Genomic DNA, 22,522 nt, shown 5'->3' on the forward strand with positions numbered 1-22,522 from the left:
ACACAAAGGTCCCTTCATTGGGGCCTTTGTCGTTTATGCCTGCTGGACGGCATGACCTTTGCTATTAGCTTTGCCTAAAACGTCACTTTTGGCGTGCCATCAATTTAATGGCGCTTTTGCAGAGGGATATCAAGTGTCAGCCGTTCTCTCATTGTTACAGAGCCGTTTGTTGCGGCCCGTGTTCGTTACCCTTGGTATCGCCCTTTTGGTGCAGGTGCTGGTAGCTGTCGCTCTGACCCGGAGCACGGTGACCGCGCTGGAAGCCGATCTGGGCCTGCGTCTGGGCGCGGACAGTCAAAAGCTTTCCGCTGAGCTTGAGCAGGCGGGACGCGAAGTCACGTCGAGCCTCGACAGTCTCTCTGCCAGTACGCGTCAGCGCCTGACAGCCGGTTTGTCCTCGCGGCTTGAGCAGGAGCAGGCGCAATTGCGTTCGACCCTGGAAAAGGACCTGAAGGACTCCGCCAGCGACATGGCGCAGCTTCTGGCTTCCGTCGCGCCTCGCGCCATGTGGGACAACGACATTCCGACACTTTCCGAGTTCGCCCGCCGGGCCCAGCGCAATCCCAATGTGCTGTTCGTGGTGTATGACGACGCCACCGGCCAGCACCTGACGCGCTACCTCAATCGGGAAAATCCGATCAACAAGGCGCTGTTGGAAAAAGGCCAGGGCGAGCGTGCGCTGGACAAGGTGCTGGATGCGGCGAAGAACGATCCTTCGGTGTTCTACATCGAGGCTCCGATCAATCCTAACGGCGTTGAAATCGGCAAGGTCCTGATGGGGGTCTCGACGGCTTCCGTGGAGACTGATCTGGCGGCCCTCGACAAGCGCTTCTCGGCGTTGATCGCCAGCAGCGATCAACTGGTGGGCGACAGCCTCAAGGGTGCGGCTGCTGACAGCGCAACGGCCATGCGCTCGCGTCTGCAGTCGGCGCAGTCCACGGCGGCGGAAATGAAGGCCAATACCACCAGCACCGTGCAGGAGGCTGCTACGACATTGCGCTGGCGCATCGGCGTGTGTCTGGCGGTGGTGGGCTTCGGTGTTCTGCTGTTGTTGGCGGTGGTGCTCGGTCGCCGAGTGGTCAATCGCCTGAAAATGCTGATCGTTGCCATGGATGACCTGGCGGCGGGCGAGGGTGATCTGACCAAGCGTGTGCAGATCAACAGCAAGGATGAAATCGGCGACATGGCCTCGGCGGTCAATCGCTTTGTGGATAAGTTGCAGCCGATCGTGCGTGAGGCGGGGGATGTCGCCCAGCGTACCGGCGTGGAGATCGGCGCCATGACCTTGCGCAACGCCGGTGCGGACGCGGCGGCTGGCATGCAGCGCGACGAGGTGGCGGAGAGTTTGCGCGCCTTGTCGCAAATGGCTGATGAGGCGCAGTCGGAAAGCCATGCCATGCAGGCGGCGCTGAAGCAGGTGGTGGACATTCGTCAGGCCACCGATGAAAACACCCGGACCTCGGCGAAAGTCGGCAGCCTGATCGAGGAGCTGGCGGGTCAGGTCAACACTGGCGCGCAAGTGATCGAGCGCCTGGCGCAGCAAAGTGAGCAGATTGAGGTGGTGCTGACGGTGATTCACGGCATCGCCGAACAAACCAACCTGCTGGCGCTGAACGCAGCGATTGAGGCGGCGCGTGCCGGCGAGACCGGGCGCGGGTTTGCCGTGGTGGCCGATGAGGTGCGGGCGCTGGCGAGCAAGACGCAAAGCTCCACCGGCGATATTCAGGCGCACATCGTGGCCTTGCAGCAAGGTGCGCGTGAGGCGGTGGCGGCGATTGGTCAGGCCGGGCGCCAGGCCAGTGAGGGTTTACTGGTGCTGCGTGACAGTGCGCGGTTGCAGCAGTCGGTGCAGGCATCCGTCGAGCAGGTCCATGCGGCGATCGGTTTGGCTACCCAGGCTGCAGCGCATCAGGCGCAGGGCGCGCAGGCAGTTCGGGGGCGGGTGCAGACCATTCATGCCCAGGCCGAGAAAGCGGCGCAAGCTGTCGTGGAGACTACGGCGAGCGGCAAGGTGCTCGATGGTCTGGCGGCGCAGTTGAAGGCGAGCCTGGGGCAGTTCAGGGCTTAATACTGTTTCAGGGATGGCCTCATCGCGAGCAAGCTCGCTCCCACATTTGATCCGGGGTGTTCACAAACTTTGTGTCCACCATCGAAACCTGTGGGAGCGAGCTTGCTCGCGATGACGGTCTTAGCGGCTCAGATACATCCGGGTCGTCAGTAGATAGACCGGCAACCCCGACACCAATATCAACAACGCCGCATAAGGCGCCGCCGCCGCAAACTCCACATTCGCGGTATGCGCCCAGACTTCCGTCGCCAGTGTATTGAGCCCGGTGGGGCTCAGCAGCAAGGTCGCCGTCAGCTCCTTCATCGCATCCAGGAACACCAGGGCAAAAGCCGCCCCCAGCGCCGGGAAAATAATCGGCAGTGTCACTCGGCAGAAGGCACTGAATGACGAGGCTCCCAGCGTGCGCGCCGCCTCCTCAAGCTGCGGTGCCGCCTTGTTCAGGGCGGTGCGGATCGGCGCCTGGGCCAGCGGCAGAAACAGCAGGGCATAGGCGATCAGCAGCAATGCCGAAGTCTGGTAAAGCATCGGCACGTAGTGCAGGGCGAAATACACCAGGGTCAGGGCAATGACCAGGCCCGGCAGCGCATGCAGCAGATAGGGCAGGCGCTCGGCCCAGATCGCCAGTTGGCCTTTGTAGCGCACGACCAGCAGGCCGACCGGCACCGCCAGCACCAGGCACAGAGCGGCACCACCCAGCGACAGAGCGAGGGACGACAGCAATGCTTCGCCGATTGCCGCTACGGGAAAGGCTGCCGATGTTCCTACCGACAACCAGTAGACCAGCATCCCCAGCGGAATCCCGCTGCCAATGATTGCCAGCAACAGGCAATAAAGCTGTCCCGCCACAGCCCAGGGTCCCAGTTGAACCTGTTCCGCGCGTCGCGCCGCACCCTGTCCGGTGCGCACGTGTCGACCCTTGCCCCGCACGCGCAGCTCCAGCCACAGCAGCGCCAGGCACAACGTCAGCAGTACGGCGGAGAGCATCGCCGCGTTGGCATTGCTGAACTCCAACTCGAACTGCTGATAGATCGCCGTGGTGAAGGTTTGCAGGCCGATGATCGACAAGGCGCCGAACTCCACCAGCATGTGCAGGGCAATCAGCAACGAACCCGCCAGCAGCGAAGGCCAGAGCAGGGGCAGGGTGACGCGAAAGAACACGCCCCAGCGATTTTGCCCCAATGTGCGAGCCGACTCTTCCAGGGACGGATCGAGATTGCGCAAGGTTGCCGCCACGGGCAGAAAGATCAACGGATACTTGGACAGGCTCATCACCAGGATCGCCCCGCCGAGCCCTTCGAAATGAGCGCTGAGGGAAACCCATGTGAAACTGCTGACAAAGGCCGGTACGGCAAACGGCAGGCAGAGAATCACGCCCCACAATCGTCGGCCCGGCAGATTGCTGCGCTCGAGCAACCAGGCCAGCGACAAGCCGATCACCCCGCAAACAATGGTGACGCCAATCAACAGTGCGAGTGTGTTGCGCAGCAAGCCGAACACATAAGGTCGCCAAAGCAAATGCAGTGCTTCTGCCCAGCCAGCTTGCCAGGCTTTGAGTCCGACATAGGCCAGCGGCAGGAAGCTGAGGACGACCAGCAGCAAGACCGGCAACATCAACCCTATCGGTGGACGCTTGCGGCGGGGCGCGTTGTTGCTGCGCAGACTGGTGGCAGATAGCGATGCGCTCATCAGTTCAAGCCAACGTCACGTTCCAGGTCCAGGGCTTCTTCGGCATTGCCGAGGTCGGCTGGCGTGACTTTCGGCGCTTGCAACTCGCTGAATGGCTTGAGTCCGCGATCAGACTCCATGCCTTTGTGCAGCGGGTATTCGGCGGTGGTCTGGGTGATCACGCGCTGGCCTTCCTCGCTGGCCATGTAGGCGAGCAACTGCTGTGCTTCCTTGGGGTGTTTGCTGGATTTGAGCACCGCAGCACTGGAAACCGTGATCAGTCCGCCGACATCGCCACCGCTGAAGTAATGCAGTTTCGAGTCGAGCTGGCCTTTTTCACGCTGCAGGGCGAACCAGTAGTAATTGTTGACGAGTACGGTGGCGACTTCGCCATTTTCCACCGCTTTCAATGCAACCATGTTGTTGCTGTAGGTCTTGCCGAATGCTCGCAGACCGGTCAGCCACTCTTCGGCTGCGTCCATGCCGTGCACCTTGATGATCGCGACCGCTTGCTCCTGGAAGGCGCCGCTGGTGGGTACGAAGCCGACCTTGCCTTGCCATTTCGGGTCGGAAAATTCCATCACCGAGGTCGGCAGGTCTTTTTCATCGATCAGCTTGGGGTTGAACGCAACGACGCGCACCCGGGCGGTCACGCCAATCCAGGTGCCGTTGCCGGCGACGTATTCCTTGGGCAGAACGGCCAGTGTGGTGTCATCGGTCTTGGCCAGCAGGCCTTGTTCGCCGAGTTTGTTCAGGGGTGGCGATTCTTCGGTGTAGATCACGTCGGCGGGGGAGCGATCGCCTTCTTCGACGATCTGGCTGGCGAGCTGGTTGCTGCTGCCTTTGCGCACATTGACGTGGATCCCGGTCTTGGCTTCGAAGGCCTTGGCGACCGCATCGCCGACTTCTTTGTGCTGGCCGTTGTAGAGGGTCAGGGCAACCGGATCGGCGGCTTGGGTGAGGGGAGTGGCGAGTGCCAGGCCGAGGAGGGTGGTGATCAGGCCGCGGCGCAGGGTATTTCGAAACATCATTCGCAGGGTTCCTCACTGTCACATTGCAAAAACTTGTAACAATGATAAACGATATTGTTTCTCAAATGCGCCGATAAATCCTGTAGGAGCGAGCTTGCTCGCGATGGGCGTGAACGAAAACGAGGGGTGTCTGGAGAAATGCGTTGCCTGCGCAACCATCGCGAGCAAGCTCGCTCCTACAGGGGAGAGGGGATGTTTTCAAATGCCAGAAACGCAAAAACCCGCTTTCGCGGGTTTTTGTGAAATCCAAGGTCGTAACCTTGAATTTGAATTGGTGCCCAGAAGAAGACTCGAACTTCCACGACCGTAAGGTCACCAGCACCTGAAGCTGGCGTGTCTACCAATTTCACCATCTGGGCATTCATCTTCAGCGTTGCCGCTGTTGATGTGGCGCACTATACGGAGAGCGTTTTGATCTGTAAACCCCTGATTTTAAAATTAATAAATCAGTGGTCAAAAATGCAAAAACCCGCTTTCGCGGGTTTTTGTGTGAGCCTTGAAATTGAACTAATCTCAAGCTCGAAATTGGTGCCCAGAAGAAGACTCGAACTTCCACGACCTTGCGGTCACCAGCACCTGAAGCTGGCGTGTCTACCAATTTCACCATCTGGGCAGTATCGGCAACGTTGTCCGTCGTCGATGGCGCGCACTATACGGAGCGTCTTTTTAACTGTAAACCCCCGGCCACAAAAAAACCTGAAAAAATTCACCAGCGGTCTGCAATTCAGCTTTGATGTGTCGATACAGGGCTTTAGATGGGTCGTCTTAGCTTGAAATTTCCCGTTTCATTACGCCTATGCCAAACTAACCCGCATATAGACAAGGTGAAAACTCTCTAATGGCCGATTGGCAGTCCCTCGATCCCGAGGCCGCTCGTGAAGCGGAAAAATATGAAAACCCTATTCCTAGCCGCGAACTGATCCTTCAGCACCTTGCTGATCGAGGTTCGCCTGCTAACCGCGAGCAACTGGTCGAAGAGTTTGGTCTGACCACAGAAGACCAGATCGAAGCCCTGCGCCGCCGTCTGCGCGCCATGGAGCGCGATGCTCAACTCATCTATACCCGTCGCGGCACTTATGCACCGGTGGACAAGCTTGACCTGATCCTGGGTCGCATCAGCGGTCACCGCGACGGCTTCGGCTTCCTGGTGCCGGACGACGGCAGTGACGACCTGTTCATGAGCCCGGCGCAGATGCGTCTGGTGTTCGACGGTGACCGTGCCCTGGCCCGGGTATCCGGCCTGGACCGTCGTGGTCGCCGCGAAGGCATGATCGTCGAAGTGGTGTCCCGCGCTCACGAAACCATCGTCGGCCGCTACTTCGAAGAGGGCGGCATCGGTTTCGTGGTTGCGGACAATCCGAAGATCCAGCAGGAAGTGCTGGTGACGCCGGGTCGTAACGCCAACGCGCAGATCGGTCAGTTCGTCGAAGTGAAGATCACTCACTGGCCGACGCCACGCTTCCAGCCGCAAGGCGACGTGGTTGAGGTCGTGGGCAACTACATGGCGCCGGGCATGGAAATCGATGTTGCCCTGCGTACCTACGACATTCCTCACGTCTGGCCTGACGCCGTGCTCAAGGAAGCCGGCAAGCTCAAGCCGGAAGTCGAAGAGAAAGACAAAGAGAAGCGCATCGACCTGCGTCATCTGCCGTTCGTCACCATCGACGGCGAAGATGCCCGCGACTTCGACGATGCGGTCTATTGCGAAGCCCGTCCGGGCAAGCTGCGCCTGTTCTCGGGCGGCTGGAAGCTGTACGTGGCGATTGCCGACGTATCCAGCTACGTGAAACTCGGTTCGGCGCTGGATGCCGAAGCGCAGGTTCGCGGCAACTCGGTGTACTTCCCCGAGCGCGTGATTCCGATGCTGCCTGAGCAGCTGTCCAACGGATTGTGCTCGCTGAACCCGCAAGTCGATCGCCTGGCCATGGTTTGCGAGATGACCATCTCCAAGTCCGGTGAAATGACCGACTACTGCTTCTACGAAGCGGTGATTCACTCCCATGCGCGCCTGACCTACAACAAGGTCAGCGCGATGCTGGAAACGCCGAAAGCCACCGAAGCTCGCAAGCTGCGCGGTGAATACACCGACGTGGTGCCGCACCTCAAGCAGTTGTACTCGTTGTACAAGGTGTTGCTGGCGGCCCGTCACGTCCGTGGCGCGATCGATTTCGAAACCCAGGAAACCCGGATCATCTTCGGTTCCGAGCGCAAGATCGCCGAAATTCGTCCGACCGTGCGCAACGATGCGCACAAGCTGATCGAGGAATGCATGCTGGCGGCCAACGTGGCCACCGCCGAATTCCTGAAGAAGCACGAAATTCCGGCGCTGTATCGCGTTCACGATGGCCCGCCACCGGAGCGCCTGGAAAAGCTGCGCGCGTTCCTCGGCGAGCTCGGCCTGTCCCTGCACAAAGGCAAGGACGGTCCGTCGCCGAAGGATTACCAGGCACTGCTGGCCGGCATCAAGGATCGTCCGGATTTCCACCTGATCCAGACTGTCATGCTGCGTTCGTTGAGCCAGGCGGTGTACAGCGCCGATAACCAGGGCCACTTCGGCCTGAATTACGAGGCGTACACCCACTTCACTTCGCCGATCCGCCGCTACCCGGACTTGCTCACGCACCGGGCGATTCGCAGCGTGATCCATTCGAAGCAGGACACCCCGCACGTACGCCGTGCCGGTGCGATGACCATTCCGAAAGCGCGCATCTATCCGTACGACGAAGCGGCCCTGGAGCAACTCGGCGAGCAGTGCTCGATGAGCGAGCGTCGTGCCGACGAAGCGACCCGCGACGTAGTGAACTGGCTCAAGTGCGAGTTCATGAAAGATCGCGTTGGCGAGTCGTTCCCGGGTGTGATCACCGCCGTGACCGGTTTTGGCCTGTTCGTCGAACTGACCGATATCTACGTCGAAGGCCTGGTGCATGTCACCGCGCTGCCGGGCGATTACTACCACTTCGATCCTGTGCACCACCGCCTGGCCGGTGAGCGTACCGGTCGCAGCTTCCGCTTGGGCGATACCGTGGAAGTGCGCGTCATGCGCGTCGACCTCGACGAACGCAAGATCGACTTCGAGATGGCCGAGAAAACCATCAGCGCGCCGATCGGCCGCAAGAAGCGTGGTGCCGAAAGCACGGCGCCCGCTGCGAAAGTCGAAGCAGAACCGGCCCCGGCGAAAACCGGTCGTCGTCCTGCCAAGGAAAAGGCTGTAGAGGCCTATCGCCCGAGCGATGCAGCGGCGAAAAACGCCGAAGTGCGCAAAAGTCGTGAAATGAAGCAGGCGTTGCTCGCCGGTGCGAAAAGCGGCGGTAAAGCGGCGTCTGGGGGAAAGACCAGTCGGTCGACGCCTGACAAGGCCGTCGGCGGCAAGCCAGCCAAACCGAGCAAACATCGTAAAGGCCCGCCAAAAGCGGGCTCGGCTCCAGCCAAGAGTGGCGGGGCGCGTAAACCTAAGGCCAAGCCATGAGTCAGTTGGAAAAGATCTACGGCGTACATGCTGTAGAAGCGTTGTTGCGTCACCACCCGAAACGCGTGAAGCAGATCTGGTTGGCCGAAGGTCGCAATGACCCTCGGGTCCAGACGCTGATCGAACTGGCCAACGAAAACCGGGTCCAGGTCGGTCAGGCCGAGCGTCGTGAAATGGACGCCTGGGTTGAAGGCGTGCACCAGGGTGTGGTCGCGGACGTGAGTCCGAGCCAGGTCTGGGGTGAGGCGATGCTCGACGAGTTGCTCGATCGCACCGACGGCGCACCGTTGTTGCTGGTGCTCGACGGCGTGACCGATCCGCACAACCTCGGCGCGTGCCTGCGTTCGGCCGATGCGGCGGGCGCGCTGGCCGTGATCGTGCCGAAGGACAAGTCTGCGACCCTGACTCCGGTTGTACGAAAGATCGCCTGCGGTGCGGCGGAAGTGATTCCGCTGGTTGCCGTGACCAACCTGGCGCGCACCCTGGAAAAGCTCCAGCAGCGCGGCTTGTGGGTTGTCGGCACGGCCGGTGAAGCTGAGGTCAGCCTGTATGACCAGGATCTGACCGGCCCGACCATCCTGATCATGGGTGCCGAAGGCAAGGGCATGCGTCGCCTGACCCGCGAGCATTGCGACTACCTGGTCAACCTGCCGATGGCCGGTAGCGTCAGCAGTCTCAACGTTTCCGTGGCGACGGGTGTCTGCCTGTTCGAAGCGCAGCGTCAGCGCAGTGTCAAAGCCAAGGCTGCTGCCAAAAAATCCTGACCTTCTGCAAATCTCCTGTGGGAGCGAGCTTGCTCGCGATAGCGGTGTAACATTCAGCATTAATGTCGAATGTTACGACCCCATCGCGAGCAAGCTCGCTCCCACAGTGTTTTTGTAGTGAGGGAAAGATTGGGGTTGTTCAAATAATCACCAATTACCTTGCGCCTCCCTCGCCCCTTCTCTACAATTGCGCCCCTTGCTGTGATGGCAGGCACCAACGTGTCTAGCGTCCGCAAGTCCATAAGTGTCATTCACTCCTTGTCTGACCGCTTTTGAGCGGCAGGCTACAACCCGTAAGGAGCATTCATGCGTCATTACGAAATCATCTTTTTGGTCCACCCGGATCAAAGCGAGCAAGTCGGCGGCATGGTTGAGCGTTACACCAAGCTGATCGAAGAAGACGGCGGCAAAATCCACCGTCTGGAAGATTGGGGCCGTCGTCAACTGGCCTACGCAATCAACAATGTTCACAAAGCTCACTACGTGATGCTGAACGTTGAGTGCACCGGCAAGGCCCTGGCCGAGCTGGAAGACAACTTCCGCTACAACGATGCAGTGATCCGTAACCTGGTCATCCGTCGCGACGAAGCCGTTACCGGCCAGTCCGAGATGCTCAAGGCTGAAGAAAACCGCAGTGAGCGCCGTGAGCGTCGCGACCGTCCTGAGCACGAAGGCGCTGAAAGCGCTGATAGTGATGACAGCGACAACAGCGATAACGCTGACGAGTAATCCACGGACCTTTTAAGGAGCCAATTACATGGCACGTTTCTTCCGTCGTCGTAAATTCTGCCGCTTCACCGCTGAAGACGTGAAAGAGATCGATTACAAAGATCTCAACACTCTGAAAGCCTACGTATCCGAGACCGGCAAAATCGTTCCAAGCCGCATCACCGGTACCAAAGCTCGTTATCAGCGTCAGCTGGCCACCGCTATCAAGCGCGCCCGCTTCCTGGCCCTGCTGGCCTACACCGACAGCCACGGCCGCTGAGACCGGGCAGTCGACACGTAGCAAAGGATTGAATGCATGCGGGCCATAGCTGAGTTCATCATGCGCGGCCGTATGCAGGCCACTCTGGTAGTGGCTGGATGCGCGGCATTGCCGTTGTTGTATTGGTTGGGTGCTGCCGCCGGATGCCTTGTGCTCCTGCGGCGCGGATTGAGGGACGCCCTGGGCGTTCTTGCTCTGGGACTGCTGCCGGCATTGGCCTGGTGGCTTTACTCCGACGACCCACGGGCACTTCTGGTGCTGCTGGGGTCTGCGAGCCTTGCGTTGGTTTTGCGCGCAAGCGAGTCCTGGAACCGCGTGCTGCTGGTCAGCATAGCGATGGGAGTGGTGTTTTCAGTGGTGTTGGGGACAGCTTTTGCTCCCCAGATCGAGATGCTGGCGCAGGCTTTGATCAAAGTCATGCCGTCGCTACTCGGTGATGTCTACCAGAAGTTGTCGGTAGACGAACAAGCGCGTTTCGCGTCCCTGATTGCACCGGTCCTGACCGGCCTGATTGCGGCGTTGTTGCAAATCGTCAGCTTGCTGAGCCTGCTTGTCGGGCGTTACTGGCAGGCGTTGTTGTACAACCCGGGCGGTTTTGGTCGCGAGTTTCGCGCCATCCGCATCCCGCTGTTGCCGGCGATGTTGCTGCTGGCGTGCATGCTTCTGGGACCGAATCTCGGTTCACAGATGGCCATGTTGACGCCGTTGTGCAGCGTACCGCTGGTGTTCGCCGGGCTGGCCCTGATTCACGGGCTGGTGGCGCAGAAGCGACTGGCCAGGTTCTGGCTGGTGGGGTTGTACGTGACGCTGTTGCTGTTCATGCAGCTGATCTATCCGTTGCTGGTGGTCCTGGCCATCGTCGACAGCCTGATTGATTTTCGCGGTCGTTCGGCACCGAAAGATGCCGATAACGCGAACGGTGAAGGTTAAAAGTTAAGAGGATTTTCACATGCAACTGATCCTTCTGGAAAAAGTCACCAACCTGGGCAACCTGGGTGACAAAGTGAACGTTAAGGCTGGCTACGGTCGTAACTACCTGCTGCCTTACGGCAAAGCTACCGCTGCGACCCCAGCCAACCTGGCTGCGTTCGAAGAGCGTCGCGCTGAGCTGGAAAAAGCTGCAGCAGATCGCAAAGCATCGGCTGAAAGCCGCGCTGCCCAACTGGCCGAGCTGGAAGTGACCATCACTGCCACCGCTGGCGACGAAGGCAAGCTGTTCGGTTCGATCGGTACTCACGACATCGCTGACGCACTGACCGCCTCCGGCGTTGAAGTGCAGAAGAGCGAAGTTCGTCTGCCGAACGGCACCATCCGCAACGTAGGCGAATTCGACGTAGCCGTGCACCTGCACGCCGAAGTTGAAGCCACCGTACGCGTTGTCGTGGTAGCAGCTTAAGCAGCACTTGTCGGCTGGCACCCTCGGGTGCTTGCCGGTAACATCGGGCACGATCCTGTTTACAGGTCGTGCCCTTTGTCTTTCTGAAACCTCTGCTTTTTATCACCAAGAACCAAGTGGCCATGAACGATATCTCCGCTCCTGAGCAATACGATCTGCAAACCGCCGCGCTGAAAGTGCCGCCGCATTCCATCGAAGCCGAACAGGCTGTACTCGGTGGTCTGATGCTGGACAACAACGCCTGGGAGCGTGTGCTCGATCAAGTCTCCGACGGCGATTTCTATCGACATGACCACCGCCTGATTTTCCGTGCGATCGCCAAGCTGGCCGATCAGAACATGCCGATCGATGTCGTGACCCTGTCCGAGCAACTGGACAAGGAAGGTCAGACTTCGCAAGTCGGTGGCCTTGGTTACCTCGGTGAACTGGCGAAAAACACCCCGTCCGTCGCCAACATCAAGGCCTATGCGCAGATCGTTCGCGAACGGGCGACGTTGCGCCAGCTGATCGGTATCAGTACCGAAATCGCCGACAGCGCGTTCAACCCTGAAGGTCGCACTGCCGCCGAGATTCTCGACGAGGCTGAACGGCAGATCTTCCAGATCGCCGAGGCCCGACCGAAAACCGGTGGCCCGGTGGGCGTCAATGACCTGCTGACCAAAGCCATCGACCGCATCGACACCCTGTTCAACACCGACAACGCCATCACCGGCCTGTCCACCGGCTACACCGACCTCGACGAGAAAACCAGCGGCCTGCAACCGTCCGACCTGATCATCGTCGCTGGCCGTCCATCCATGGGTAAAACCACCTTTGCGATGAACCTGGTGGAAAACGCCGTGTTGCGCAGCGAGAAGGCCGTCCTGGTTTACTCCCTCGAGATGCCAGGTGAATCGCTGATCATGCGTATGTTGTCTTCCCTGGGGCGTATCGACCAGACCAAGGTCCGTTCCGGCCAGCTGGAAGATGACGACTGGCCGCGCCTGACCTCGGCGGTCAACCTGCTCAACGACCGCAAGCTGTTCATCGACGATACCGCCGGCATCAGCCCGTCGGAAATGCGCGCCCGGACCCGCCGTCTGGTGCGTGAACACGGTGATGTCGGCCTGATCATGATCGACTACCTGCAACTGATGCAGATCCCGGGCTCCAGCGGTGACAACCGGACCAACGAGATTTCCGAGATCTCCCGATCCCTGAAAGCCCTGGCCAAGGAATTCAACTGTCCGGTGGTGGCGCTCTCGCAGCTCAACCGTTCCCTCGAGCAACGGCCAAACAAACGCCCAGTGAACTCCGACTTGCGGGAATCCGGAGCGATCGAGCAGGATGCCGACGTGATCATGTTCGTTTACCGCGACGAGGTGTATCACCCGGAGACCGAGCACAAGGGCATCGCCGAAATCATCATCGGCAAGCAGCGTAACGGGCCGATCGGTTTTATCCGCCTGGCGTTCATCGGCAAGTACACCCGTTTCGAGAACCTGGCGCCGGGTAGCTATAACTTCGACGATGACGAATAATTTGTAGCGTCTGATCGGTCCTCATCGCGAGCAAGCTCGCTCCCACAAGGATCACGCCGAACTTGTGGGAGCGAGCTTGCTCGATGGGGTCGCCGCAATTTCCGACCATGGCCGTCGGAATTGGTCAAAATTTGTGCTATATTCCGCGCCCGCGAAATTCAATGAAAGCCAACACCGGTTATCGACATGCAAGCAGCCAAGCCGTTATTTGACTATCCCAAGTACTGGGCCGAATGTTTCGGGCCAGCGCCGTTCCTGCCCATGAGCAGGGAGGAGATGGATCAGCTCGGCTGGGATTCCTGCGACATCATCATCGTCACCGGTGATGCCTACGTCGACCACCCGTCGTTCGGCATGGCGATCATCGGCCGGCTGCTGGAGTCCCAGGGCTTCCGCGTCGGGATCATTGCCCAGCCGAACTGGCAGTCCAAAGACGATTTCATGAAGCTCGGCGAGCCGAACCTGTTCTTCGGTGTCGCGGCCGGCAACATGGACTCCATGATCAACCGCTACACAGCGGACAAGAAAATCCGTTCCGACGACGCGTACACGCCGGGTGGCCTGGCCGGCAAGCGTCCGGACCGCGCCAGCCTGGTCTACAGCCAGCGCTGCAAGGAAGCCTACAAGCACGTGCCGATCGTGCTCGGCGGCATCGAAGCGTCCCTGCGCCGCATCGCTCACTACGACTACTGGCAGGACCGTGTGCGCAACTCGATCCTGATCGACGCCAGCGCCGACATCCTGCTCTACGGTAACGCCGAGCGTGCGATTGTCGAAGTCGCCCAGCGCCTGTCCTACGGTCACAAGATCGAAGACATCACCGACGTGCGCGGCACCGCGTTCATCCGTCGTGACACACCGCAAGGCTGGTACGAAGTCGACTCCACGCGCATCGACCGTCCGGGCAAGATCGACAAGATCATCAACCCGTACGTCAACACCCAGGACACCCAGGCCTGCGCCATCGAGCAGGAAAAAGGTCCGGTTGAAGATCCGCAGGAAGCCAAGGTCGTGCAGATCCTGGCCAGCCCGCGCATGACCCGCGACAAGACCGTGATTCGTCTACCGTCGGTGGAAAAGGTCCGCAATGACGCAGTGCTCTACGCCCACGCCAACCGCGTGTTGCACCTGGAAACCAACCCGGGCAACGCCCGTGCGCTGGTGCAGAAGCACGGCGAAGTCGACGTCTGGTTCAACCCGCCACCGATTCCGATGACCACCGAAGAAATGGACTACGTGTTCGGCATGCCTTATGCGCGCATTCCGCACCCGGCGTATGGCAAGGAAAAAATCCCGGCCTACGACATGATCCGTTTCTCGGTGAACATCATGCGTGGCTGCTTCGGCGGCTGCACCTTCTGCTCGATCACCGAGCACGAAGGCCGGATCATCCAGAACCGTTCCCACGAGTCGATCATTCGCGAAATCGAAGAAATTCGTGACAAGGTTCCGGGCTTTACCGGCGTGATTTCCGACCTCGGCGGCCCGACCGCGAACATGTACCGCATTGCCTGCAAGAGCCCGGAAATCGAATCCGCTTGCCGCAAGCCATCGTGCGTGTTCCCTGGCATCTGCCCGAACCTGAACACCGACCACTCGGCGCTGATCCAGTTGTACCGCAGTGCCCGTGAATTGCCGGGTGTGAAGAAGATCCTGATCGCTTCCGGCCTGCGCTATGACCTCGCGGTCGAGTCGCCGGAGTACGTTAAAGAGTTGGTGACCCACCACGTCGGTGGCTACCTGAAGATCGCCCCGGAACACACCGAGGAAGGTCCGCTCAACCAGATGATGAAACCGGGCATCGGCAGCTATGACAAGTTCAAGCGCATGTTCGAGAAGTACTCCAAGGAAGCGGGCAAGGAGCAGTACCTGATTCCGTACTTCATCGCCGCCCACCCGGGCACCACCGATGAAGACATGATGAACCTGGCCCTGTGGCTCAAGGGCAACGGCTTCCGTGCCGACCAGGTGCAGGCGTTCTACCCGTCGCCGATGGCCACCGCCACCGCGATGTACCACTCGGGCAAGAACCCGCTGCGCAAGGTCACCTACAAGAGTGACGCGGTGACCATCGTCAAGAGCGAGGAGCAGCGCCGACTGCACAAGGCGTTCTTGCGTTATCACGACCCGAAAGGCTGGCCGATGCTGCGTGAGGCACTGACCCGCATGGGCCGCGCCGACCTGATCGGGCCGGGCAAGAACCAGTTGATTCCTTTGCATCAGCCGTCGACTGACAGCTACCAGAGCGCCCGTCGCAAGAACTCGACGCCGGCCGGCAGCCACAAGGTTGCAGGGGAAAAGACCACCAAGATCCTGACCCAGCACACCGGCCTGCCACCACGTGCCAGCGATGGCGGCAACCCGTGGGACAAGCGTGAACAGGCCAAGGCTGCGGCGTTCGCCCGCAACCAGCAGGCGGCCAAGGAACGCAAGGATGCGGCTAAAGGCAAGGGGCCAAAGCCGACCCGCAAGCCGGTCGTGCCGCGCTAAGCCTCGCTTGAGCTGAACAAAACGCCAACCTTCGGGTTGGCGTTTTGCGTTTCTGGAGGAGTAAAGGCTGTATCACAGCCTGAAAGTGGGGTGTGGCAACTGGCCTCTTCGCGAGCAAGCCCGCTCCCACAGTGTTCGAGGTTGCCCGCGATTGTGTGTTCGCAGCAGATCCCTGTGGGAGCGGGCTTGCTCGCGAAGAGGCCGGGTTTGGCAGCGACTATGCAGCTGAACGCCACAAATACGTGCAACTCTTGCAAGCCAATTCTGCGCATCGCCCGATTTTGGTGCTGTACTGCCTCAGGCAACCGAAGAAAGCGCCAGCATTGCTGGATGGCATAAGTCTTGCGCGCTTTCCAATACGCTCAAGGCTCGCAGGAGGCACGCCGTGTCGATTCATGTCGCATTGCACCACGTCACGCATTACCGCTATGACCGCGCTGTCGAACTCGGCCCGCAGATCGTTCGCCTGCGTCCCGCCGCCCACAGCCGCACGCGGATTCTGTCCTATGCGTTGAAAGTCTCCCCCGAACAGCACTTCATCAACTGGCAGCAGGACCCTCAGGGCAATTACCTGGCGCGGCTGGTGTTCCCGGAAAAAACCGAAGAGTTGCGAATCGAAGTCGATCTGCTGGCCGAAATGGCGATCTTCAATCCGTTCGACTTCTTCCTCGAACCCTACGCGGAAAAAATCCCCTTCACCTATGCCGCGGATGAGCGCAAGGAGCTGGCGCCGTACCTGGAAACCCTGCCCCTGACGCCGAAGTTCAAGGCCTACCTGGACGGCATCGACCGCACACCGTTACCCGCCGTGGACTTTCTCGTCGCGCTCAACCAGCGTTTGAGCGAAGACATCGACTACCTGATCCGCATGGAGCCCGGCGTACAAACACCTGAGCACACCCTCGACCAGGCCTCAGGTTCGTGTCGCGACTCCGCCTGGTTGCTGGTGCAACTGCTGCGCAACCTGGGGCTGGCGGCGCGTTTCGTGTCGGGTTACCTGATCCAGCTGACCGCCGACGTCAAAAGTCTCGACGGTCCGTCCGGCACCGACGTGGATTTCACCGACCTGCACGCCTGGTGCGAGGTGTACCTGCCCGGCGCCGGCTGGATCGGCCTGGATGCGACCTCCGGACTGTTTGCCGGTGAAGGACATATTCCATTGGCCTGTAGTCCCGATCCGTCCTCTGCGGCGCCGATCAGTGGTTTGGTGGAACCCTGCGAGTGCGAATTCAGCCACGAAATGTCCGTGGAGCGGATTTGGGAAGCACCACGGGTCACCAAGTCCTACAGCGACGATCAGTGGCTGGCGATCCAGGCCCTGGGCCGACGGATCGATGCTGATTTGCTGGAAGGCGATGTACGCCTGACCATGGGCGGCGAGCCGACCTTTGTGTCCATCGATGACCCGGACGGCGCCGAGTGGAATACCGCGGCACTGGGGCCGGATAAACGACGGTTGTCCGCCGAACTGTTCCAGCGCATGCGCAAGCACTACGCGCCCCAGGGGCTGGTGCATTTCGGGCAGGGCAAGTGGTATCCCGGCGAGCAACTGCCGCGCTGGTCGCTCAATTGCTACTGGCGCCGTGACGGCGTACCGATCTGGCACAACAGCGCGCTGATCGCCGACGAGCAGGAGGATTATGGCGCCGACGGTGCGCTTGCCGGGCGTTTTCTGGCGAGTGTCGCCGAACGCTTGAAGATTCCGACACGCTTTGTGTTCCCAGCCTACGAAGACAATTTCTATTACCTCTGGCGCGAAGGCATGTTGCCGCAAAACGTCAGCGCCGAAGACTCACGCCTGGAAGAGCCAATGGAGCGTGCGCGTCTGCGCAAGGTCTTCAGTCAAGGCCTGGACAAGGTCATCGGCCAGGTTCTGCCGCTGGCGCGCACCGCCAAGGGCGACCAGTGGCAGAGCGGGCGCTGGTATCTGCGCGATGAGCACTGCCGTCTGGTGCCGGGGGATTCTCCACTCGGTTATCGCTTGCCGCTGGGTTCGCAGCCTTGGGTGAAGGCGGCGGAGTATCCGTTCATTTATCCGCAGGACCCGAATCAGGATTTCCCGCCGCTGCCCGACACAGGGCAGCTTCAGAGCCAAGGCGCAGCCGTCGCAGAAGACCGTGCGCCAAACATCGACGAATCCGCCGACTGGCTGACCCGCACGGCGTTCTGTGCCGAGGCGCGAGAAGGCCGTTTGTACCTGTTCATGCCGCCGCTGGAGCGGGTCGAGGATTACCTCGAGCTGGTCGCAGCCATCGAAGCCACCGCGCAAGAGCTGATGTGCCCGGTGTTGCTGGAGGGCTATGAACCGCCGAGCGATCCACGCCTGAGCAACTTGCGCATCACCCCGGACCCGGGGGTGATCGAGGTCAACGTGCAGCCGTCCGCGACCTGGGATGAGTTGGTCGAGCGCACCGAATTCCTCTACGAACAAGCGCGCCAGACTCGGCTGACCACCGAGAAATTCATGATCGACGGCCGGCATACCGGCACGGGCGGTGGTAACCATTTCGTGCTGGGTGGCGCGACACCGGGGGACTCACCGTTTCTGCGTCGCCCGGATCTGCTGCGCAGCCTGATCAGCTACTGGCATAACCATCCGTCGCTGTCCTACCTGTTTTCCGGATTGTTCATCGGCCCGACGTCCCAGGCGCCGCGGGTCGATGAGGCGCGCAACGATGCCTTGTACGAGCTGGAAATCGCCTTCGCGCAGATGCCTGAAGCGGGTGAGGAGTGCCCGCCATGGCTGGTGGATCGACTGCTGCGCAACCTGCTGATCGATGTAACCGGCAACACCCACCGCGCCGAGTTCTGCATCGACAAACTCTATTCGCCGGACGGTGCCACCGGGCGCCTCGGATTGCTGGAGCTACGTGCGTTCGAGATGCCGCCCCATGCGCGCATGAGCCTGGTGCAACAATTGTTGCTGCGGGTGCTGGTTGCGCGGTTCTGGCGCGAGCCCTATGCGCCGCCGAAACTGGCGCGCTGGGGCACGGAGCTGCACGATCGCTTCCTGTTGCCGCACTTTATCGAACAAGACTTCGCCGATGTCATCGTCGACCTCAACTCCGCCGGTTATCCGGTGCGGGCCGAATGGTTCGCCGCGCATCTGGAATTCCGTTTCCCCAAGGTTGGCGACTACGCCGTCAGCGGCATTGCGCTGGAACTGCGCCAGGCGCTCGAGCCCTGGCACGTGCTGGGCGAAGAGGGCGCCATGGGCGGTACGGTGCGCTACGTGGATTCGTCACTGGAGCGTTTGCAGGTCAAGCTCAGCGGCTTGCCGCCCCAGCGATATCTGCTGACCTGCAACGGCATTCCGGTGCCATTGCAGCCCACCGGGCGTGTAGGCGAATTCGTCGCTGGCGTGAGATTCCGTGCCTGGCAACCGGCTAACTGCCTGCAACCGACCATTGCGGTCCACGCGCCCCTGGTGTTCGACCTGCTCGACACCTGGATGCAGCGCTCGCTGGGCGGTTGTCAGTACCACGTCGCCCATCCGGGCGGGCGCAACTACGACAGTTTGCCGGTGAATGCCAACGAAGCGGAAAGCCGGCGAATGGCGCGCTTCTTCCGCCTCGGACACACGCCGGGAAAGTTTCCTGTACCCAATCTGGAAATCAGCGACGAGTTGCCGATGACACTCGATTTGCGACGTTTCTAAACCGTACGCGACGCTCGGATTTTTCGTATATCCGGGCGTCACGAGCCTGCGTTAGTCTGACCGTTCATTGCTGTCTGCCGAGCTTTCCATGCCTGACCTGCTAGACCGCTACCCGCTGACGGCGGGCACCTATCACGAACTGCTCGACGACAGTGGCGCCGTGCGCCCGCACTGGCGCCGGCTGTTCGAACAGTTGCAACGCAGCACGCCGGCACAACTGGTGCAGCGTCAGGCCCTGCTGACCCGGCAGATTCAGGAAAACGGCGTTACCTATAACGTCTATGCCGACCCCAAGGGCGCGGACCGGCCGTGGGAGCTGGACCTGCTGCCCCATGTCATCGCGGCTGACGAGTGGCAACAGTTGTCGGCCGGCATCGCTCAGCGGGCGCGGTTGCTCAATGCCGTGCTGGCTGACCTTTACGGTCCGCAACGGCTGATTGCCGAAGGTCTGCTGCCCGCCGAGCTGGTGTTCGGTCACAACAACTTCCTTTGGCCCTGTCAGGGCATCAGCCCGCCTGACGGAGCCTTTCTGCACCTGTATGCCGTGGATCTGGCGCGCACACCCGATGGCCGCTGGTGGGTGACGGCGGATCGTACCCAGGCGCCTTCGGGGGCCGGATATGCGCTGGAAAACCGCACGATCGTGTCCCGGGCCTTTCCCGAGCTGTACCGCGATCTGAAGGTGCAGCACCTGGCCGGGTTCTTCCGCACCTTGCAGGAAACCCTGGTCCGTCAGGCCCCGAGTGACGGAGACGCACCGTTGGTGGTGCTGCTGACACCGGGGCGTTTCAACGAAAGCTATTTTGAACATCTGTATCTGGCTCGTCAGCTCGGTTATCCGCTGGTGGAGGGCGGTGACCTGACGGTGCGCGATGCCACGGTCTACCTGAAGACCCTGAGTGGCCTGCGTCGGGTCCACGCGATCATGCGCCGGCTCGACGATGACTTCTGCGATCCGCTGGAGCTGCGAACCGACTCCGCCCTCGGCGTGCCTGGCCTGCTTGAGGCTGTGCGGCAGGGGCGGGTTCTGGTGGCCAACGCCCTCGGCAGCGGTGTGCTGGAATCGCCGGGTTTGTTGGGTTTTCTGCCGAAGATCAATCAATTCCTGTTTGGCGAAGAACTGATCCTGCCGTCCATCGCCACTTGGTGGTGCGGTGAAGCGCCGGTTCTGGCCCAGGCCCTGGAGAAACTTCCAGAGTTGCTGATCAAACCGGCGTTTCCGTCCCAGAGCTTTGCACCGGTATTTGGCCGTGATTTGAGTGATAAGCAGCGCAACGAGCTCGCAGAGCGCATGCAGGCGCGTCCTTATGCCTATGTGGCGCAAGAACTTGCGCAATTGTCCCAGGCGCCGATCTGGCAAGCCGAAGACGGTCAACTGCAACCCCGTGCCATCGGCATGCGCGTGTATGCAGTGGCCAGCCGCGAGGGATATCGGGTACTGCCCGGTGGCTTGACCCGGGTCGCCGCCCAAGCCGATGCCGAAGTGGTGTCGATGCAGCGCGGCGGCGCCAGTAAAGACACCTGGGTGCTGGGCGATCGTGCGCCGAGCGGCGAACAATGGAAGGCCCAACGCAACATCGGTGTGCATGACCTGGTGCGGCGCGATCCGTACTTGCCGTCGCGGGTGGTGGAAAACCTGTTCTGGTTTGGTCGTTATTGCGAGCGTTGCGACGACAGCGCCCGTTTACTGCGCATCATGCTGGCGCGCTATGTCGACGGCGACGACCCGCAAGCCCTGCAGGCAGCGGTGGACCTCGGCGAACGGCTGATGTTGCTGCCCGAGGAGGGCGAGTTGCCGGAACGCCTGTTGGCGGCGCTGCTCGGCGATGACTGGCCGTTCAGTCTGCGTTCCAACCTGCAACGCTTGCAGTGGGCTGCTTCGCAGGTGCGCGGCAAGCTCTCGCGGGAAAACTGGCAGGCGCTGGTGGAGTTGCAGCGCGAAGCCATGGAGCTGGAAACCGAAGAGCCGGATTTCGGTGAGTTGCTGGATTTTCTCAATCGTCTGGTGATGTCCCTGGCGGCGCTGTCCGGCTTTGCCCTGGACGACATGACCCGGGATGAAGGCTGGCGTTTCCTGATGATTGGTCGGCGAATCGAACGCCTGCAATTTCTCAGCGGCAGCCTGGCGGCGTTCCTGCGGGGCGCCGGGGTTTTCGATCAGGCCGGGCTGGAGTGGTTGCTGGAGCTGGGCAACAGCAGCATCACTTACCGTTCTCGATACCTGGCGGTGGCGCAGCTGATCCCGGTGCTCGACCTGCTATTGCTCGACGAGCAGAACCCTCACGCCGTGTTGTTCCAATTGAAACTGGTGACCCGCACACTCAAACGCCTCAACGATGACTTTGGCGTGCCGCGTGAAGCAGCGCTGCCGCAATTGGTCGAGCGTCTGGCGCGATTCGATCTGGGCTGCCTGGAAAACCCGCTGTTCGGCGACGCGAGTGTTCGCGCTGCCATCGAGGGGCTGGCCGCGCTGCTGCAAGAGATCGCCGACGCCAGCGGGCAGGTTTCCGATCGCCTGGCGCTGCGGCATTTCGCCCATGTCGATGATGTCAGCCAGCGCACGGTGTCCGTCTGATGAGCGCTCACTACCAGATTTTCCACGACACCCATTATCACTACGACAGCCCGGTGTCCCTGGCCCAGCAACTGGCGCATTTGTGGCCGCGGCCTTGTGCCTGGCAGCGCTGCACCGACCGGCAATTGCAGATCAGTCCGCAGCCGACCTCGCGCCGCGATGAACTGGATGTATTCGGCAATCCGCTGACCCGGCTGGCGTTTGAACGTCCTCATGATGAGCTGCTGGTCAATGCCAGCCTCACGATCGAGGTACTTCCCCGGCCCGTGCTGGACTTCAATCTTTCACCCGCATGGGAAGACACCCGTAGCGCGCTGACTTACAGCAGCCAGCCGTTGTCGCCCGAATTGCTTGAAGCCTGCCGTTACCGCTTCGAATCACCTTACGTGCATCTAAAGCGCAACTTCGTCGAATTTTCCGAGAGCTGCTTCCCGACGGGGCGGCCGCTGTTGCTCGGCGTTCAGGCGTTGATGGAGAAAATCTTCAGCGAATTTACCTTCGATGCCGAAGCGACTCAGGTGGCGACGCCGCTGGTAGAAGTGTTGGAGCGTCGGCGCGGGGTATGTCAGGACTTTGCCCACCTGATGCTCGCCTGCGTACGCTCCCGGGGCTTGGCCGCGCGCTACATCAGCGGCTACCTGCTGACCCAGCCACCGCCGGGCCAGCCACGACTGATCGGTGCCGACGCCTCCCATGCCTGGGTGTCAGTGTTTTGCCCGGTGCTGGGGTGGGTGGATTTCGATCCGACCAACAATGTGCAGCCGGCACTGGAGCACATCACCCTGGCCTGGGGCCGGGATTTTTCCGATGTGTCGCCGTTGCGGGGGGTGATTCTTGGGGGAGGGAACCACGACCCGGAAGTTCGGGTGACGGTGATGCCACTGGATTAACGAAGATCAAC

At 60.8% G+C, this 22,522-nt stretch carries 14 protein-coding genes and 2 tRNA genes; 12 read left to right on the forward strand and 4 right to left on the reverse strand.

Going from position 1 to position 22,522, the window contains the following annotated elements:
* Positions 1–133 precede the first annotated feature (133 nt).
* Positions 134–2,068: a methyl-accepting chemotaxis protein gene (locus AC1RP7_RS08050; RefSeq protein ID WP_493181576.1), complete on the forward strand. Its 1,935-nt coding sequence runs from the start codon at positions 134–136 to the stop codon at positions 2,066–2,068.
* 120 nt (positions 2,069–2,188) lie between these two features.
* Here AC1RP7_RS08050 and AC1RP7_RS08055 read toward each other — a convergent pair whose 3' ends face one another.
* The 4 genes from AC1RP7_RS08055 to AC1RP7_RS08070 form a co-directional block, all read right to left on the reverse strand.
* Complete coding sequence (locus AC1RP7_RS08055) at positions 2,189–3,754, reverse strand: ABC transporter permease (RefSeq protein ID WP_493181577.1); 1,566 nt, start codon at positions 3,752–3,754, stop codon at positions 2,189–2,191.
* Entirely contained in the window at positions 3,754–4,764 is a 1,011-nt protein-coding gene (locus tag AC1RP7_RS08060) for an extracellular solute-binding protein (RefSeq protein WP_150811888.1), read from the reverse strand. The genes AC1RP7_RS08055 and AC1RP7_RS08060 overlap by 1 nt, the downstream gene beginning before the upstream one ends.
* Before the next feature lie 272 nt (positions 4,765–5,036).
* Positions 5,037–5,123, reverse strand: a tRNA-Leu gene (locus AC1RP7_RS08065).
* Positions 5,124–5,290: 167 nt separating this feature from the next.
* Positions 5,291–5,377 (reverse strand) — tRNA-Leu (locus AC1RP7_RS08070).
* A 225-nt stretch (positions 5,378–5,602) separates the two neighbouring features.
* Here AC1RP7_RS08070 and rnr point away from each other — a divergent pair.
* The 11 genes from rnr (at position 5,603) to AC1RP7_RS08125 (ending at position 22,511) form a co-directional block, all read left to right on the forward strand.
* Positions 5,603–8,230 carry a ribonuclease R gene (gene rnr, locus AC1RP7_RS08075; RefSeq protein ID WP_493181578.1) on the forward strand — a complete coding sequence of 876 codons (2,628 nt, stop codon included), beginning with the start codon at positions 5,603–5,605 and terminating at the stop codon, positions 8,228–8,230.
* Positions 8,227–8,994, forward strand: coding sequence for a 23S rRNA (guanosine(2251)-2'-O)-methyltransferase RlmB (gene rlmB, locus AC1RP7_RS08080; RefSeq protein ID WP_007973273.1), 768 nt, complete (start codon positions 8,227–8,229; stop codon positions 8,992–8,994). The genes rnr and rlmB overlap by 4 nt, the downstream gene beginning before the upstream one ends.
* Before the next feature lie 306 nt (positions 8,995–9,300).
* Positions 9,301–9,723, forward strand: coding sequence for a 30S ribosomal protein S6 (gene rpsF / locus AC1RP7_RS08085; RefSeq protein WP_008048087.1), 423 nt, complete (start codon positions 9,301–9,303; stop codon positions 9,721–9,723).
* 28 nt (positions 9,724–9,751) lie between these two features.
* Positions 9,752–9,982 (forward strand): 30S ribosomal protein S18, encoded by a 231-nt coding sequence (gene rpsR, locus AC1RP7_RS08090; protein ID WP_002551829.1) that lies wholly within the window; start codon positions 9,752–9,754, stop codon positions 9,980–9,982.
* Between the two features lie 36 nt (positions 9,983–10,018).
* On the forward strand, positions 10,019–10,912 hold the full coding sequence (locus tag AC1RP7_RS08095) for a YybS family protein (protein WP_056725445.1): 894 nt from the start codon (positions 10,019–10,021) through the stop codon (positions 10,910–10,912).
* A 19-nt stretch (positions 10,913–10,931) separates the two neighbouring features.
* Positions 10,932–11,378, forward strand: coding sequence for a 50S ribosomal protein L9 (gene rplI, locus AC1RP7_RS08100; RefSeq protein WP_007973276.1), 447 nt, complete (start codon positions 10,932–10,934; stop codon positions 11,376–11,378).
* Between the two features lie 122 nt (positions 11,379–11,500).
* Entirely contained in the window at positions 11,501–12,898 is a 1,398-nt protein-coding gene (dnaB, locus tag AC1RP7_RS08105; protein ID WP_007915846.1) for a replicative DNA helicase, read from the forward strand.
* A 186-nt stretch (positions 12,899–13,084) separates the two neighbouring features.
* Positions 13,085–15,388 carry a YgiQ family radical SAM protein gene (locus AC1RP7_RS08110; RefSeq protein ID WP_007994999.1) on the forward strand — a complete coding sequence of 768 codons (2,304 nt, stop codon included), beginning with the start codon at positions 13,085–13,087 and terminating at the stop codon, positions 15,386–15,388.
* A gap of 385 nt (positions 15,389–15,773) precedes the next feature.
* Positions 15,774–19,046 (forward strand): transglutaminase family protein, encoded by a 3,273-nt coding sequence (locus tag AC1RP7_RS08115; protein WP_493181579.1) that lies wholly within the window; start codon positions 15,774–15,776, stop codon positions 19,044–19,046.
* Positions 19,047–19,134: 88 nt separating this feature from the next.
* Positions 19,135–21,621 (forward strand): circularly permuted type 2 ATP-grasp protein, encoded by a 2,487-nt coding sequence (locus tag AC1RP7_RS08120; protein ID WP_493181580.1) that lies wholly within the window; start codon positions 19,135–19,137, stop codon positions 21,619–21,621.
* Positions 21,621–22,511, forward strand: coding sequence for a transglutaminase family protein (locus AC1RP7_RS08125; protein WP_102669263.1), 891 nt, complete (start codon positions 21,621–21,623; stop codon positions 22,509–22,511). Before AC1RP7_RS08120 ends, AC1RP7_RS08125 begins: the two co-directional genes overlap by 1 nt.
* Positions 22,512–22,522: the final 11 nt, after the last annotated feature.

The organism is Pseudomonas sp. GW822-FHT01E03 (genome assembly GCF_058802985.1).

Bases quoted from the DNA above. Each gene is read 5' to 3' on its own strand.
- AC1RP7_RS08120 (WP_493181580.1), top strand. From the start codon at position 19,135: ATGCCTGACCTGCTAGACCGCTACCCGCTGACGGCGGGCACCTATCAC.
- AC1RP7_RS08110 (WP_007994999.1), top strand. From the start codon at position 13,085: ATGCAAGCAGCCAAGCCGTTATTTGACTATCCCAAGTACTGGGCCGAA.
- rlmB (WP_007973273.1), top strand. From the start codon at position 8,227: ATGAGTCAGTTGGAAAAGATCTACGGCGTACATGCTGTAGAAGCGTTG.
- rplI (WP_007973276.1), top strand. From the start codon at position 10,932: ATGCAACTGATCCTTCTGGAAAAAGTCACCAACCTGGGCAACCTGGGT.
- rpsR (WP_002551829.1), top strand. From the start codon at position 9,752: ATGGCACGTTTCTTCCGTCGTCGTAAATTCTGCCGCTTCACCGCTGAA.
- rnr (WP_493181578.1), top strand. From the start codon at position 5,603: ATGGCCGATTGGCAGTCCCTCGATCCCGAGGCCGCTCGTGAAGCGGAA.
- AC1RP7_RS08055 (WP_493181577.1), bottom strand. From the start codon at position 3,754: ATGAGCGCATCGCTATCTGCCACCAGTCTGCGCAGCAACAACGCGCCC.
- dnaB (WP_007915846.1), top strand. From the start codon at position 11,501: ATGAACGATATCTCCGCTCCTGAGCAATACGATCTGCAAACCGCCGCG.
- AC1RP7_RS08125 (WP_102669263.1), top strand. From the start codon at position 21,621: ATGAGCGCTCACTACCAGATTTTCCACGACACCCATTATCACTACGAC.
- AC1RP7_RS08095 (WP_056725445.1), top strand. From the start codon at position 10,019: ATGCGGGCCATAGCTGAGTTCATCATGCGCGGCCGTATGCAGGCCACT.
- AC1RP7_RS08060 (WP_150811888.1), bottom strand. From the start codon at position 4,764: ATGATGTTTCGAAATACCCTGCGCCGCGGCCTGATCACCACCCTCCTC.
- rpsF (WP_008048087.1), top strand. From the start codon at position 9,301: ATGCGTCATTACGAAATCATCTTTTTGGTCCACCCGGATCAAAGCGAG.